General features: G+C 31.5%; 16 protein-coding genes. 14 read left to right on the top strand and 2 right to left on the bottom strand.

The features are described 5' to 3' along the window. Positions 1-104 precede the first annotated feature (104 nt). The 4 genes from gmk to priA all read left to right on the top strand — a co-directional run bounded on the left by gmk (position 105) and on the right by priA (position 4,814). The gene (gmk, locus tag BDW25_RS02260; RefSeq protein ID WP_002448723.1) at positions 105-728 is read left to right on the top strand and encodes a guanylate kinase; all 624 of its coding nucleotides are present in this window, start codon (positions 105-107) and stop codon (positions 726-728) included. Next, entirely contained in the window at positions 728-940 is a 213-nt protein-coding gene (rpoZ, locus tag BDW25_RS02255) for a DNA-directed RNA polymerase subunit omega (protein ID WP_002448867.1), read from the top strand. The genes gmk and rpoZ overlap by 1 nt, the downstream gene beginning before the upstream one ends. Positions 941-1,197: 257 nt before the next feature. Beyond that, entirely contained in the window at positions 1,198-2,406 is a 1,209-nt protein-coding gene (gene coaBC, locus BDW25_RS02250; protein ID WP_002448784.1) for a bifunctional phosphopantothenoylcysteine decarboxylase/phosphopantothenate--cysteine ligase CoaBC, read from the top strand. Further along, entirely contained in the window at positions 2,406-4,814 is a 2,409-nt protein-coding gene (priA, locus tag BDW25_RS02245) for a primosomal protein N' (protein WP_002448816.1), read from the top strand. Before coaBC ends, priA begins: the two co-directional genes overlap by 1 nt. A gap of 59 nt (positions 4,815-4,873) precedes the next feature. Here the strand turns inward: priA and BDW25_RS02240 are convergent, their stop codons facing one another. Continuing rightward, positions 4,874-5,077 carry a TM2 domain-containing protein gene (locus tag BDW25_RS02240; RefSeq protein WP_002448731.1) on the bottom strand — a complete coding sequence of 68 codons (204 nt, stop codon included), beginning with the start codon at positions 5,075-5,077 and terminating at the stop codon, positions 4,874-4,876. Between the two features lie 175 nt (positions 5,078-5,252). On the opposite strand from BDW25_RS02240, the gene BDW25_RS02235 reads away from it, so the two are divergent. From BDW25_RS02235 to BDW25_RS02195, 9 genes are all read left to right on the top strand, one after another. After that, positions 5,253-5,741, top strand: coding sequence for a peptide deformylase (locus tag BDW25_RS02235; protein WP_002448820.1), 489 nt, complete (start codon positions 5,253-5,255; stop codon positions 5,739-5,741). Then, a complete protein-coding gene (fmt, locus tag BDW25_RS02230) occupies positions 5,734-6,666 on the top strand; it encodes a methionyl-tRNA formyltransferase (protein WP_002455442.1) in 933 nt (310 codons plus the stop codon). Before BDW25_RS02235 ends, fmt begins: the two co-directional genes overlap by 8 nt. After that, the gene (gene rsmB, locus BDW25_RS02225; RefSeq protein ID WP_002448831.1) at positions 6,663-7,970 is read left to right on the top strand and encodes a 16S rRNA (cytosine(967)-C(5))-methyltransferase RsmB; all 1,308 of its coding nucleotides are present in this window, start codon (positions 6,663-6,665) and stop codon (positions 7,968-7,970) included. The genes fmt and rsmB overlap by 4 nt, the downstream gene beginning before the upstream one ends. Before the next feature lies 1 nt (position 7,971). Beyond that, positions 7,972-9,066: a dual-specificity RNA methyltransferase RlmN gene (gene rlmN, locus BDW25_RS02220; protein ID WP_002448746.1), complete on the top strand. Its 1,095-nt coding sequence runs from the start codon at positions 7,972-7,974 to the stop codon at positions 9,064-9,066. A gap of 5 nt (positions 9,067-9,071) precedes the next feature. Further along, on the top strand, positions 9,072-9,815 hold the full coding sequence (locus BDW25_RS02215; protein ID WP_002448792.1) for a Stp1/IreP family PP2C-type Ser/Thr phosphatase: 744 nt from the start codon (positions 9,072-9,074) through the stop codon (positions 9,813-9,815). Next, positions 9,812-11,836, top strand: a complete 2,025-nt coding sequence (gene pknB / locus BDW25_RS02210; RefSeq protein ID WP_065581236.1) for a Stk1 family PASTA domain-containing Ser/Thr kinase — start codon at positions 9,812-9,814, stop codon at positions 11,834-11,836. Before BDW25_RS02215 ends, pknB begins: the two co-directional genes overlap by 4 nt. Before the next feature lie 297 nt (positions 11,837-12,133). Continuing rightward, entirely contained in the window at positions 12,134-13,009 is an 876-nt protein-coding gene (gene rsgA, locus BDW25_RS02205) for a ribosome small subunit-dependent GTPase A (RefSeq protein WP_002448849.1), read from the top strand. Next, entirely contained in the window at positions 13,009-13,653 is a 645-nt protein-coding gene (rpe, locus tag BDW25_RS02200; protein WP_133944740.1) for a ribulose-phosphate 3-epimerase, read from the top strand. Before rsgA ends, rpe begins: the two co-directional genes overlap by 1 nt. Before the next feature lie 4 nt (positions 13,654-13,657). Continuing rightward, on the top strand, positions 13,658-14,299 hold the full coding sequence (locus BDW25_RS02195) for a thiamine diphosphokinase (protein ID WP_002455439.1): 642 nt from the start codon (positions 13,658-13,660) through the stop codon (positions 14,297-14,299). A gap of 51 nt (positions 14,300-14,350) precedes the next feature. Here BDW25_RS02195 and rpmB read toward each other — a convergent pair whose 3' ends face one another. Beyond that, positions 14,351-14,539, bottom strand: coding sequence for a 50S ribosomal protein L28 (gene rpmB / locus BDW25_RS02190; RefSeq protein ID WP_002448748.1), 189 nt, complete (start codon positions 14,537-14,539; stop codon positions 14,351-14,353). A 269-nt stretch (positions 14,540-14,808) separates the two neighbouring features. On the opposite strand from rpmB, the gene BDW25_RS02185 reads away from it, so the two are divergent. Next, complete coding sequence (locus tag BDW25_RS02185) at positions 14,809-15,183, top strand: Asp23/Gls24 family envelope stress response protein (RefSeq protein ID WP_002448841.1); 375 nt, start codon at positions 14,809-14,811, stop codon at positions 15,181-15,183. Positions 15,184-15,194 lie beyond the last annotated feature (11 nt).

The raw sequence follows: 15,194 nt of genomic DNA, 5'->3' as shown, positions 1-15,194 counted from the left end.
GAGCGTCATGAGTTAAGTTTATCCTAGTACACTCTATACAATGTAAACAACAATGTGATATCATATTTAAATAATAGAAGAATAGCTTAGAGAGGTCGTAAGGCATGGATAATGAAAAAGGATTACTAATTGTTCTTTCAGGTCCTTCAGGAGTAGGTAAAGGAACTGTTCGTAAAGAGATATTTGACGATCCAACTACATCATATAAATACTCAATCTCGATGACTACGCGTCAAATGCGAGAAGGAGAAGTTAACGGTGTAGATTACTTTTTTAAAACGAAAGAAGAATTTGAAGCATTAATTCAAGAAGACCAATTTATTGAATATGCCGAATATGTAGGAAATTACTATGGGACACCCGTACAATATGTTAAAGATACAATGGCTGAAGGTCATGATGTATTTTTAGAAATTGAAGTTGAAGGTGCGAAACAAGTAAGAAAAAAATTTCCTGACGCATTATTTATCTTTCTTGCACCGCCAAGCTTAGATCATTTGAAAGAACGTCTTATTGGTCGCGGTACAGAAACAGATGAAAAGATTCAAAGCAGAGTAAATGAAGCACGTAAAGAAGTAGAAATGATGAATCTTTACGATTATGTCGTTGTTAATGATGAAGTTCATTTAGCTAAAGAAAGAATTCAATCAATTGTAGAAGCCGAGCACTTAAAAAGAGAACGCGTTGAAGCGATATATAGAAAAATGTTATTGGAGGCAAAAAAATAATGTTAAACCCACCGTTAAATCAATTACAATCACAAATTAATTCAAAATATTTAATTGCAACAACAGCTGCTAAACGTGCACGTGAATTAGACGAAAAGCCTGAAACTGCATTACTAAATGGTTATCATTCAGCAAAACCTGTAGGTGAAGCACTAGAAGAAATCGCAAGCGGAAAAATTTCACCTGTTGTACCTGAAGAATTTCAAGCATAAATAAAATTATTTCGTTATCAGTTAAGATGTTGTTCTGAAATATAAGTTATCATGTGTTTCAGACTTTTAAACATTTTTGCAATCTCTGATTCAATTGAAAATATACTTATATAAGCGTTTTTAGAATCAGTTAATCTTGCGGGAGTAGAACAGTGAATTAAAAATCTGTTCTACTCCCGTGTTTTTAGTTTTTCATCTTAGTTGTGTATAATAAATTTAAAAGTGAAGACTATAAATATAACTAAAGGAGTCGAATCATGAAGAACATTCTATTAGTTGTTACAGGAGGCATTGCTGCTTATAAAGCAATTGATTTAACTAGTAAACTTACTCAAGCGAATTATGATGTAAGAGTAATGCTCACGAATCATGCACAAGAATTTGTTACACCTTTAGCCTTTCAAGCCATTAGTAGAAACCCTGTATATACCAATACATTTATTGAAGAAAATCCTGAAGAAATTCAACATGTAGCATTAGGTGATTGGGCAGACTGCATCGTTGTTGCACCTGCTACTGCTAATACTATTGCCAAATTAAGTGTAGGCATTGCTGATGATATCGTCACATCAACGCTACTTGCTACAGAAATCCCTAAATTTATTGCTCCAGCTATGAATGTTCATATGTATGAAAATAAACGTACGCAACATAATATTTCTGTGTTAAAAGACGATGGATATCGTTTTATTGAACCTGGAGATGGTTTTTTAGCATGTGGGTACATTGCAAAGGGACGTATGGAGGAGCCTCTTCAAATTGTCAAAATAATCAATGATTATTTTAAAAATAAGAATAAACTATCACATAGATCTCATACTTCTTTTGAAGGGAAACATGCTTTAGTTACTGCAGGCCCTACAATTGAAGTGATTGATCCAGTAAGGTTTGTATCTAATCGTTCCTCTGGAAAAATGGGGTATGCAATTGCAGAAGCTTTAGCTAAAAGAGGTGCAAAGGTGACGCTTGTGGCAGGACCAACGCAACTTGATAATCCAGAGAATGTAGAAGTCATTCATGTAGAAAGTGCAGAAGAAATGTTTAATGCAGTTATAAGTCGATATGAAGAACAAGATATTGTTGTTAAAGCAGCAGCCGTCTCAGATTATACGCCGGCCGATGTATTGAATCATAAAATGAAAAAACAAGATGGCAATCTTTCTGTCACTTTTAAACGAACAAAAGACATTTTGAAATATTTAGGTGAACATAAAACGCATCAATACTTGGTCGGATTTGCAGCTGAAACCCAAAATATTAATGCTTATGCACAAGATAAATTAAAACGTAAAAATGCTGATGTCATTATTTCGAATAATGTAGGAGATCAAACCATTGGATTTCAATCTGATGATAATGAACTCACTATGCACTTTAAAGATGGACAACGTATTAATATAAAAAAAGGAAAGAAAGTGCAACTTGCACAACAAATTTTAGATGAACTGGAAACTAGGTGGCAATAATGATTGCGAAGGTCATTGTAGATATTCCTTCTAAGAGTGTTGATTTTAAATTCGATTATCTCATACCTGACCATTTAAAAGATTTTATAAAAGTGGGTGTAAGAGTTGTTGTACCGTTTGGTCCACGCACAATTCAAGGATATGTTATGGATATACAACAACAACCAAGTGAAGATGTCAATATAGATAGATTGAAAGCAATTAAAGAAATTCGAGATATTCGACCAGAATTAACACCTGAACTTATTCAATTAAGTGAATGGTTGAGTCATTATCATATTTCAAAACGTATTTCTGTGTTAGAAGCAATGCTTCCAAGTGCGATTAAAGCAAAATATACTAAAGTATTTAAAATAGTCCGTCACAATGATATTGAAGATGATATATTAAAATACTTTGATAACAACGGATATTATAAGTATAAAGATGCGCAAAAAAATAATCATTTAAATCTATTAAATCGTTTACTGGAACAACACTTAATAGAAGAAGAAACAATATTATCTCAACATACAAAAAGAAAAACACAGCGTGCAGTACGAGTTGTTGAAGGATACAATCCAGATGATATATTAGCTTTACTAGAAAAGAAATTAAAACAATATGATGTGTATGCTTATCTTTTAGAAGAACATCATAGAAATGTATTTTTAAAAGAACTTGAAGATATGGGATTTTCTAAATCAAGTATAGATGGTCTCGTTAAAAAAGGTTTCCTTGAAAAATATGATGCAGAAATTGAACGAGATCCTTTTGCAAATCGTATCTTTGAAAAAGAAGAAAAACGAACGTTAACCTCTGCTCAAAATGATGCATTTCAACAAATTAAAGAAAAAATAGATCACAATGCACAACGTACATTTTTATTACACGGCGTCACAGGTTCAGGAAAAACTGAAGTTTACTTGCAAGCCATTGAAGAAGTATTAAAAAAAGATAAACAAGCCATGATGCTTGTTCCAGAAATTGCGTTGACACCACAAATGGTTTTACGCTTTAAGCGACGTTTTGGTGATGATGTAGCTGTCCTACATTCAGGTTTGTCAAATGGTGAACGATATGATGAATGGCAAAAAATTAGAGATGGCAGAGCACGTGTAAGTGTAGGTGCTAGATCAAGTATCTTTGCACCATTTAAAAACTTAGGCATTATTATTATTGATGAAGAACATGAATCAACATATAAACAAGAAGATTATCCACGTTATCATGCTAGAGACATAGCAGAATGGCGAAGTCAATTTCATCAATGCCCATTAATATTAGGAAGTGCGACACCAAGTCTTGAATCTTATGCACGGGCAGAAAAAAATGTATATCAATTACTTACTTTACCTGAAAGAGTGAATCAACAAGCTTTACCTTCAATAGATATCATTGATATGAGAGCAGAACTAAGTTCAGGTAATCGTTCCATGTTCTCTGAAGAATTAAGACAAGCGATTCAAGATAGACTGAATAAAAATGAACAAATCGTTTTATTTTTAAATCGACGGGGTTATGCTTCGTTTATGTTATGTCGAGATTGTGGATATGTCCCACAATGTCCACATTGCGATATTTCGTTAACTTATCATAAGACGACAGACCAACTAAAATGCCACTATTGCGGCTATCAAGACTTGCCTCCTAACCTGTGTCCTAATTGTGAAAGCCCACATATCAGACAGGTTGGAACAGGTACACAAAGGGTAGAAGAAATTTTACAACAAGAATTTGAAGAGGCACGTATTATTCGTATGGATGTAGATACGACGTCAAGAAAAGGTGCACATGAAAAGCTATTGACTGATTTTGAAAATGGAAAAGGCGATATTTTATTAGGCACACAAATGATTGCAAAAGGTTTAGATTATCCAAATATAACATTAGTTGGTGTGCTTAATGCCGACACAATGTTAAATTTGCCCGACTTTAGAGCGAGTGAAAGAACGTATCAGTTACTTACACAAGTTTCAGGTCGTGCTGGTCGTCATGAAAAACCCGGTAAAGTGATTATTCAAACATATAATCCAACTCATTATGCAATAGAAGATGTTCAAAAAAATGATTATTTAACGTTTTATCATAAAGAAATGCAATTTAGAAAATTAGGTAAATATCCACCTTATTATTATTTAATTAATTTTACTATTGCGCATAAAAATATGAAAAAAGTAATGGAAGCTGCTAAACATGTACATCAAATTTTACTGCAACATCTTTCAGAAAGAGCCCTCGTACTTGGACCTTCTCCAGCGGCAATTGCTAGAATTAATAACGAACATCGTTTTCAAATATTGGTTAAATACAAGCGAGAGCCAGAATTAATTCATGCATTACAGTACTTAGATGATTATTATCATGAAGCATATATTAAAGATAAATTATCATTAAAGATTGATATCAATCCTCAAATATTAATGTAAAAAAAGAGTTGCACCATTTGCGTTTAGCTGCGTGGTGTAACTCTTTTTGTATTTACAGGTTACATTGTTACGTTTCCATTTTCATCTGCTGGTCTTAGTAATGTCAGAATCGCACTGATGATTGCAATAATATGAGGAATTCCTGTCCAACAAAATAATAAATGAAGAAGACCAGACATCATTTTACCAGCATAAAATTTGTGTACGCCAAAGCCACCTAAAAAGACAGCTAGGATAATGTAAATCACTTTATTGACTTCCATTCTTTATACCTCCTTAGTCTATTTAATATATTAATGTCTTCATGATTATTTTAGATATGAAAAAAATTAAAAGCAATTAAAGTTATCTAAGAAGAGTGAAGGTAAGACTAAGGTCGCATTTTAATTTGAATTACGTTATAATAATATGATGAATTTTTTTCGGGAGGCGTTCTAAGTGGCAATAAAGAAATTAGTTCCATCGACTCATCCTGTTTTATTTAAAAAAGCAAAAAAGATAACAACTTTTGATGAAAATTTAAAACGTTTATTATTAGATATTGAAGACACTTTATATTCTGAAGAAGCATCAGCTTTATCAGCGCCACAAATTGGTGTAAGTCAACGTGTTGCTATGATTGACATGGAAGCAGAAGGACTTTTGCAATTAATCAATCCTAAAATCAAAACAGAATCTAATGAGAAAATCATTGACTTAGAAGGTTCGGTTAATCTTCCTAATGTATTTGGTGAGGTAGAACGTAGTAAAATGATAACTGTAGAAGCAAATGATTTAGAAGGTCACGAGATTGAATTAACTGCTTATGATGATGTAGCTAGGATGATACTACACATCATTGATCAATTAGATGGTATTCCATTTACCGAACGTGCTATAAAAATATTGACTGAAAAAGAAGTGGAGGCATATTTTGACAATGAGTAAGATAATTTTTATGGGAACACCAGATTTTTCAACAAAAGTACTAGAGATGTTAATCGCTGAACATGAAGTCATCGCAGTAGTTACTCAACCAGACAGACCAGTAGGACGTAAGCGTGTATTAACGCCTCCTCCTGTAAAGAAAGTGGCAGAAACATACCACATTCCAGTATATCAACCTGAAAAGTTAAAAGATTCTAATGAGTTAAATGAACTTATGGATTTAAATCCTGATTTAATTGTAACGGCAGCATTTGGACAATTATTACCTGAAAGTCTATTAAAGCTCCCTAAGTTAGGTGCTGTAAATGTACATGCCTCATTATTACCAAAATATCGCGGTGGAGCACCTATTCACCAAGCCATTATAGATGGGGAAGTACAAACGGGTATTACAATCATGTATATGGTGAAAAAGTTAGATGCAGGTAATATTATTTCTCAAAAGGCCATCGACATTGAAGATGATGATAATGTAGGATCAATGCACGATAAATTAAGCTTTTTAGGTGCAGATTTATTAAAAGAAACATTACCTTTTATTATAGATGGTTCAAATGAAAGTATTCCACAAGATGATTCAAAAGCAACGTTTGCGTCTAATATTAGCAGAGAAGACGAACGTATCGATTGGACTAAAAGTGCTAAAGAGATACACAATCATATTCGCGGATTATCACCATGGCCAGTGGCTTATACAACTATGAATAATAAAAATTTAAAACTATATCAAGCTCATATTGAAAAAGGAAAAAACGGAGAACCAGGTGAAATTATAGAAATCACTAAGACTGCAATTATTGTAGGAACTGGCTCTTTGGATGCTATTGCATTAACAGATATTCAATTATCTGGGAAAAAACGAATGCTTGCTGCTCAATATTTAAGTGGTGTACAAGATTCATTAGTGGGGACTAAATTAGTATGACACAATCAGTAAGAGACCTTGCATTTCAGTCTATTCAAGATATTTTAAACGATAATGCTTATAGCAATTTAAAAATTAACGAAGTCATTAACCAATATAATATTGCAACTGTCGATAAAGCATTGTTTACAGAATTAGTTTATGGAACAATAAAGCGTAAAATGACTTTAGATTTTTATTTAAAACCCTTTGTTAAGACTAGAATTAAAGGTTGGGTACGTCAATTATTATGGATGAGTTTATATCAATATGTCTTCCTAGATAAAATACCTAATCACGCAATTATAAATGAAGCAGTTAATATTGCTAAACGTCGTGGTGGCCAGCATAATGGGAACATTGTTAATGCTATACTTCGTCATATATTTAAAAGTGACTTACCGACATTGGAAACAATTAAGAATGAAAAGCAACGCATGACGATTGAGTATAGTATACCAAGATGGATTATTGAGCATTGGATTACACATTACGGAATAGAAACGACACATAAGATTGCAAAATCATTTCTAGTACAATCTGCAAGTACAGTAAGAGTGAATACAAGTCGTACGGATGTTGAAACAATAAGTAAGGCGCTTTTACAAGAAGGCTATCATGTGGATATCGATCAACTCATTCCATATTGTTTACATCTTACAGGTAAACCAGTGATTGAATCTCGAGCTTTTAAAGATGGACTTATTTCCATCCAAGATAAAAGTTCAATGTTAGTAGGGTATTTAATGGATGTTCAAAAAGACGATACCATACTAGATGCATGCAGTGCTCCTGGCGGTAAGGCTTGTCATATGGCAGAATTACTAGCATCCACTGGCCATGTAGATGCTACAGATATTCATAAGCATAAAATTGGTTTAATTAAAGAAAATATCAAAAAGTTAAAATTAAAGAATGTGTCCACTTTCGACCATGATGCAACAAAACCATATTCAGAACTATATGACAAAATTTTAGTAGATGCACCTTGTAGTGGATTAGGTGTATTAAAACATAAGCCTGAAATTAAATATGTACAATCTAAGGATAGTATTAATGATCTTGTAGAAATTCAATTAAGTATATTAGATAATGTTAAACATAACTTGAAACCAGGCGGTTCACTTATTTATTCAACCTGCACAATTGAACAAATGGAAAATGAAAATGTAATTTATACATTTTTAAAGGAAAATAAAGATTTTGAATTTGAATTAATAACGCATCCTATTACTGGTGAAAAAGTAAAAACACTACAAATTTTGCCACAAGACTTTAATTCAGATGGCTTTTTCATTACTAAAATAAAAAGAAAGGAAAGTTAAGATGATAACTGCTGAAAAAAAGAAAAAAAATAAATTTTTACCAAATTTTGAAAAACAATCAATATATTCGTTAAGATATGATGAAATGCAAAATTGGTTAGTTGAGCACGGACAACAAAAATTTAGAGCTAAACAAATTTTTGAATGGTTATATCAAAAGCGTGTAGACACTATTGATGAGATGACTAATTTATCTAAAGACTTAAGACAATTGTTAAAAGATAACTTTGTTATGACAACGTTAACTACCGTAGTTAAACAAGAAAGTAAAGATGGAACAATTAAGTTTTTATTTGAATTACAAGATGGTTATACTATTGAAACGGTATTAATGAGACACGATTACGGTAATTCTGTATGTGTAACGACTCAAGTTGGCTGTCGAATTGGTTGTACATTTTGTGCTTCAACTTTAGGTGGTTTAAAGCGTAACTTAGAGGCTGGCGAGATTGTATCTCAAGTACTTACAGTTCAAAAAGCACTTGATGCTACTAATGAACGTGTATCACAAATTGTTATTATGGGAATTGGTGAACCCTTCGAAAATTATGATGAAATGATGGACTTTTTAAAAATAGTCAATGATGATAATAGTTTAAACATTGGAGCGCGACATATTACAGTATCAACGTCAGGAATTATCCCACGTATTTATGACTTTGCTGATGAACAAATTCAAATTAATTTTGCAGTAAGTTTACATGCTGCTAAAGATGAAATTCGTTCAAAATTAATGCCAATTAATAGAGCGTATAATGTTGGAAAATTAATGGAAGCAATTAAATATTATCAAGAAAAAACGAATCGTCGAATTACATTTGAATATGGATTGTTTGGAGGCGTAAATGATCAACTTGAACATGCAAGAGATTTAGCACATTTAATTAAAGATTTAAACTGTCATGTGAATCTTATACCAGTCAATCATGTTCCTGAACGTAATTATGTTAAAACACCCAAAGATGATATTTTTAAATTTGAAAAAGAATTGAAACGTTTAGGCATCAATGCAACAATTAGAAGAGAACAAGGTTCAGATATAGATGCAGCATGTGGACAATTAAGAGCTAAGGAACGACAAGTAGAAACGAGGTAATCATCATGCTTAACGCACAGTTTTTCACAGATACTGGACAACATCGAGAAAAGAACGAAGACGCGGGAGGTATATTTTATAACCAAACACATCAACAATTGTTAGTGTTGTGTGATGGAATGGGTGGTCATAAAGCAGGTGAAGTTGCAAGTCAATTTGTTACTAATCAATTACAAGACTATTTTGAAAAAGAAAATTTTATTGAATTAGACCGAGCTGAATCATGGTTAAGTCAAACATTAAAAGATATTAATCTCGAATTATTTGAATATGCTACAACGAATGAAGAATATCGTGGTATGGGCACAACGTGTGTATGTGCCCTCATATTTGATAATAAAATTGTAGTAGCAAATATTGGTGATTCTAGAGCATACGTGATTAATTCAAGAGAAATTGAACAGATTACCTATGATCATTCATTTGTTAATCATTTGCTTATGACAGGACAAATTACTGAAGAAGAAGCGTTTAATCATCCTCAACGTAATATAATTACTAAAGTAATGGGTACCGATCGCCGAGTAAGTCCTGATATTTTTACAAAACGCATCAGTTACTATAATTATATATTACTTAATTCTGATGGACTGTCAGATTATGTAAGAAATCACGAAATAGAAACGTTAATGAATCAGTCTACATCATTAAATGAACTTGGAGAAGCACTGATACAAGCTGCCTTAGATCATCAATCTAAAGATAATGTGAGTGTACTATTAGCTGAAATTGAGGGTAATAATGTATGAATGGCAAGCTAATTAATGATCGCTATCAACTCTTAGATAAACTTGGTGGCGGAGGAATGAGTATGGTTTATCTTGCTGAAGACACTATACTTGAACGTAAAGTGGCTATTAAAGCAATTTCTATTCCCCAAAGCGAAAAAGATGAAACTATGAAACGTTTTTACAGAGAGGTAAATAGTGCTACACAAATTGTTCATGAAAATATCGTGGAAGTATATGATGTTGAAGAAGATGATGATAATTTCTATCTTATTATGGAATATATTGATGGGCCGACACTATCTGAGTATATACATAGTCATGGTCCATTGAATATAGAAACAGCTATTGATTTTATTAAGCAAATTTTAAATGGAGTAAAACAAGCGCATGAGCAACGTATTATACATAGAGATATTAAACCTCAAAATGTGCTAATTAATAAAGATAAAATTTTAAAAATTTTTGATTTCGGCATCGCAAAAGCGTTAAGTGAGACATCAATGACTCAAACAAATCATGTGCTTGGAACGGTTCAATATTTATCTCCAGAACAAGCTAAAGGAGATAAAACGAATGAAACAACCGATATCTATTCAATTGGTATAGTGTTGTATGAAATGTTAGTTGGTGAACCACCTTTTAGTGGAGAGACAGCTGTAAGTATTGCTATTAAACATATTCAAGAAACGGTTCCTAATATTACTGAAAAATATCCAAATATTCCACAATCTTTAAGTAATGTGGTACTTAAGGCGACTGAAAAAAATCCTAAAGATCGTTATCAAACGATAGAAGAAATGTATAATGATTTGAGTAGTGTGCTTGTTACAAGCAGATTAAATGAAGAAAAGCATACGCGTATAAGTGATACCACCCAAACAGTACCCATTGATAAAAAAGAAATAAAAAATAAACTCGAAGAAGAAACTCATAAAAAAGATATAGCGCAAACGATGCAAATTCCTATTATCAATCATCATAAATTTCAAGCAAGTGAAAATAATGTATACACACCTAAACGTAAAAAACGTTCTAAAAAGAAAAAGTTCGCTATTATTTTTATTTTAGCGCTTTTATTATTAAGTTTGATTGGGTTTATCGCTTGGGGCATGCTTAGTGATAAATATACAGAAATGCCTGATTTAACGGGTAAAACTGAAAAAGAAGCAGAAAAAGTATTAAAAGCTTCGCATTTAGAAATAGGACATATATCTAGAGAATATAATGATGACTATCCCGAAAATAAAATTATTAACTCCAATCCTAAAGCAGGAGAACGTGTTAACCAACAAGAAAAAGTAGATGTTGTGTTATCAAAAGGCCCAGAAAAGATAAATATGCCTAATGTGATCGGGATTAAAAAAGAAGAGGCTATAAAAAAACTTAAAGATCATAAATTAAATCATGTGACAATTAATCAAGAATATAATAGTCAAATGCCAAAAGGATATATTTTCAAGCAAAATATTAACCCTAATGAATCGGTGAAACTTAACGATCATCATATTGTACTGACTGAATCGTTAGGTGTAAAAAAAGTTTACGTCAAAGACTATGAAAATAAAAATTATCAAAATGCTAAAAAAGAATTAGAGTCGATGGGTCTAAACGTACAAGTTAAGACGACTAATAGTGATACTAAAGATAAGGATATCATTATTTCACAATCTCCAAAGCAGACTGAAGTAAATGAAGGAAGTACAGTAGAATTTATGGTTTCTAAGGGTAAAGATAAAAAAGAAGATTCAAAAAAGGACTCAGATTCTTCTGATGATAAGAAAGATAATCATACGACAAGCGTAAAAAATTATACGGAAACTTATCATATTCCGTATACTGGAAATGATGGAGAAAGTCAAAAGGTAAAGATTTATATTAGAGATAAAAATAATAGTGGTACACAGGTAAGTCAAACATACAATATTCACAAAGATAAGATCATTACTATTCCATTAAAAATTGAACAAGGTGATTCTGCTGGATATACGATTGAAGTAGATGACAATGTTATTGCAGATAAAGATATTGACTATGAATAAATTTCAAATATCAGAACAAGAGTAAGATAGTAATGATAAGTTATGCATCGTTTACTGTTTATACATTAACATGTATTTTATGATATAAATGATGTCAATTTTAAAAGGCAATTTCTATTGAAATAATATAGAAATTGTCTTTTTAACAACTATAATTTTATTATGTAAAGTTAACTTTTTTGAGCGATTTTAATGTCTTTCTATCCTTATCTTTATGATGATGGTATAGAATATATATTATTAATTCTATGTTTGCTATAATAATATAAATATAAATACTTAATTTGAGGTGTTAATTTGGAAACAGGACGTATTGTTAAATTAATTAGTGGAGTATATCAAGTAGATGTAGGTGGAAAAAAATATAATACTAAACCTCGTGGTCTTTTTAGAAAGAAAAAATTTTCTCCTGTAGTAGGAGATATCGTTGACTTTGATATTCAAAATGAAGATGAAGGTTATATTCACCACGTACATGAACGCCACAATGCATTAAAGCGTCCTCCAGTAAGTAATATTGATGGTCTGGTTATTGTAATGAGTGCGGTTGAACCTAATTTTTCAACACAATTGTTAGATAGATTTTTAGTGATTGCACATTCTTACAACTTATCTCCTAGTATATTAGTCACTAAAAAAGATATTGCTAGTGAAACGCAAATCAGTCATATCGAAACATTACTAAATACATATAAGGAAATAGGATATTCTGTTCAATTTGTAGGTAAAGAAACTGATAAAGTTGATATTGTGAATACCTGGCCTAATGGTCTAATTGTGCTAAGTGGACAATCTGGTGTTGGAAAATCAACATTTATAAATACGTTTAAACCAGAACTAAATCTTGAAACCAATGATATTTCTAAATCACTTAATCGAGGTAAACATACGACAAGACATGTAGAACTATTTGAAAGAGAAAATGGTTTTATAGCAGATACACCTGGTTTTAGTGCACTTGATTTTGATCATATTGAAAAAGATGATGTAAAGTATTACTTTAAAGAAATTAATGCTTTTGGAAATGATTGTAAATTTAGAAATTGTAATCATATTAAAGAACCTAAATGCAATGTTAAACATCAATTAGAAAACAATAATTTAGCGCAATTTCGCTATGAACATTATTTACAATTAGTTAATGAAATTTCGAATAGAAAGGTTAGATATTAATGAGACACATTTTTCCTTCTTTATTATCAGTCGATTTTTTGAATTTAAAACAGGAAATACAATTATTAGAAGAAGCAGGCGTTGACGGTCTACATTTTGATGTTATGGATGGTCAATTTGTACCTAATATATCAATTGGATTACCCATATTAGATGCAGTAAGATCAACTACGCAATTACCAATTGATGTACACCTCATGATTGAGAATCCTGAAAACTATATTGAGACATTTGCAAAACATGGGGCAGACATGATTTCAGTCCATATTGAATCAACCCCTCATATTCATCGTGCTATTCAACTTATCAAAAGTCTAGATAAAAAAGCAGGTGTAGTAATTAATCCTGGCACCCCTGTAGATAGGGTCGTGCCTGTTCTTTCTATGGTGGATTATGTTTTAGTAATGACGGTTAATCCTGGATTTGGTGGACAAACATTTATCGACATGTGTGCTTCAAAAATTAAGTTATTAAATGATTTGAAGTCATCTTTTAATTTAAATTTTGATATTGAAGTCGATGGTGGTATAAATGATAAAACGATAGATATTTGTGCAAAACATGGGGCTAACCTTTTTGTTACAGGTTCATACTTTTTTAACCAATATGATTATAAAACAGTGACTAAAATATTGAGAGGTTGAGATAATGAAAATTAATTTACTATGTGGAGATCGGCATTTACCCCCTCATATTTTTTCAAAATTATCAACTGAATCGTGGGGCGGAATAGACCGTGGGACTTTAATTCTTTCTGAACAAAGTATTGTACCTGTTTTTTCAGTGGGCGATTTTGACTCCGTCAATGATGAAGAAAGAGAAATTTTAAAAAAAACATTAAATATTCATCCAGTTAAAGCTGAAAAAGATGACACTGATTTAGCATTAGGCGTAGAACAAGCCATTCAAAAGGGATATACAGAAATAGATATCTATGGAGCAACGGGTGGAAGATTAGATCATTTTATGGGAACATTACAAATTCTTTTCAAGTCAGTCTATATAAAAAAAGAAATTATAATTAAAGTAATAGATAAGCAAAATGAAATCATGCTACTTAATACTGGGACACATCAACTTCATAAATCTGATAAATATCAATATGTTTCATTTATTCCAGTAAATGGAGAAGTGATAGTATCTTTATCTGGGTTTAAATATAATTTAGATCATCAGCATTTAGAAATAGGCTCTACACTGACAATCTCTAATGAAGTCGATCAATCAATAGCGATTATCGAAGTTGAAAAAGGTCAAGTATTGCAAATGAGAAGTAAAGATTTAGAGTAATAAAAAAATGCCTTCACCACATATGAAGGCATTTTTAGTGCATTATATTTATTAAACTCTAGTAACTTTACCAGATTTTAAAGCACGAGCAGAAACCCAAACTTTTTTAGGTTTACCGTCAACTAAAATTCTAACTTTTTGAAGGTTAGCGTTAAATCTGCGTTTGTTCGCATTTAAAGCGTGTGAACGATTATTACCAGTCGTAGCTTTACGACCTGTTACGTAACATTGTTTACCCATCAAAGTACCTCCTTTAATAAATATAAATACACTTAACTACTTATATACTTTAAATAAGATACCATATATCAATATTTAAAGCAATAAAATCATATGTAATTTATGTTAATTGTTTTGAAAATGTAAATCTATGGTATAATTAACTATTGTGGAGTTATTATAATATATTTTTATGTAGATTGGCTTATTTATAAAATAGTTATCTTTATCATATATGTATACATCATTTTTAAATATGATTTTAACCATAATTCAGGAGGATAATGAAGATGACATTAGAGATCTTAAATGACTATGGCAAAATTGATATCTCAAATGAGGTCATTGCTTCTGTTGTAGGAAGTAAAGCTGTAGAAAGTTATGGCATTGTTGGCATGGCATCTAGACAACAAGTAAGAGACGGTATTGCTGAAATATTAGGACATGAGAATTATGCTAAAGGTATTGTTGTTAAAGAAGATAATGGTGTGATTGATATAGATATGTACATCATTGTAAGTTATGGTGTCAAAATTTCTGAAGTAGCTAACAATGTACAATCATCAGTAAAATATACACTCGAAAGTTCACTTAATATTAAAGTGAATTCTATTAATATTTTTGTACAAGGTGTAAGACTTAATAACAAGGGCAAGAAGGTATAGGAGGACAAAGC

The sequence above is a fragment of the Staphylococcus sp. AtDRG32 genome, assembly GCF_004365845.1.
In the GTDB taxonomy this organism is placed as follows: domain Bacteria; phylum Bacillota; class Bacilli; order Staphylococcales; family Staphylococcaceae; genus Staphylococcus; species Staphylococcus hominis.
This window is presented reverse-complemented; position numbering and strand designations above follow the sequence as displayed.

Coding starts and splice junctions, on each gene's coding strand:
- gmk (WP_002448723.1), top strand. CDS start 105: ATGGATAATGAAAAAGGATTACTAATTGTTCTTTCAGGTCCTTCAGGA.
- rpoZ (WP_002448867.1), top strand. CDS start 728: ATGTTAAACCCACCGTTAAATCAATTACAATCACAAATTAATTCAAAA.
- coaBC (WP_002448784.1), top strand. CDS start 1,198: ATGAAGAACATTCTATTAGTTGTTACAGGAGGCATTGCTGCTTATAAA.
- priA (WP_002448816.1), top strand. CDS start 2,406: ATGATTGCGAAGGTCATTGTAGATATTCCTTCTAAGAGTGTTGATTTT.
- BDW25_RS02240 (WP_002448731.1), bottom strand. CDS start 5,077: ATGGAAGTCAATAAAGTGATTTACATTATCCTAGCTGTCTTTTTAGGT.
- fmt (WP_002455442.1), top strand. CDS start 5,734: ATGAGTAAGATAATTTTTATGGGAACACCAGATTTTTCAACAAAAGTA.
- rsmB (WP_002448831.1), top strand. CDS start 6,663: ATGACACAATCAGTAAGAGACCTTGCATTTCAGTCTATTCAAGATATT.
- rlmN (WP_002448746.1), top strand. CDS start 7,972: ATGATAACTGCTGAAAAAAAGAAAAAAAATAAATTTTTACCAAATTTT.
- BDW25_RS02215 (WP_002448792.1), top strand. CDS start 9,072: ATGCTTAACGCACAGTTTTTCACAGATACTGGACAACATCGAGAAAAG.
- pknB (WP_065581236.1), top strand. CDS start 9,812: ATGAATGGCAAGCTAATTAATGATCGCTATCAACTCTTAGATAAACTT.
- rpe (WP_133944740.1), top strand. CDS start 13,009: ATGAGACACATTTTTCCTTCTTTATTATCAGTCGATTTTTTGAATTTA.
- BDW25_RS02195 (WP_002455439.1), top strand. CDS start 13,658: ATGAAAATTAATTTACTATGTGGAGATCGGCATTTACCCCCTCATATT.
- rpmB (WP_002448748.1), bottom strand. CDS start 14,539: ATGGGTAAACAATGTTACGTAACAGGTCGTAAAGCTACGACTGGTAAT.
- BDW25_RS02185 (WP_002448841.1), top strand. CDS start 14,809: ATGACATTAGAGATCTTAAATGACTATGGCAAAATTGATATCTCAAAT.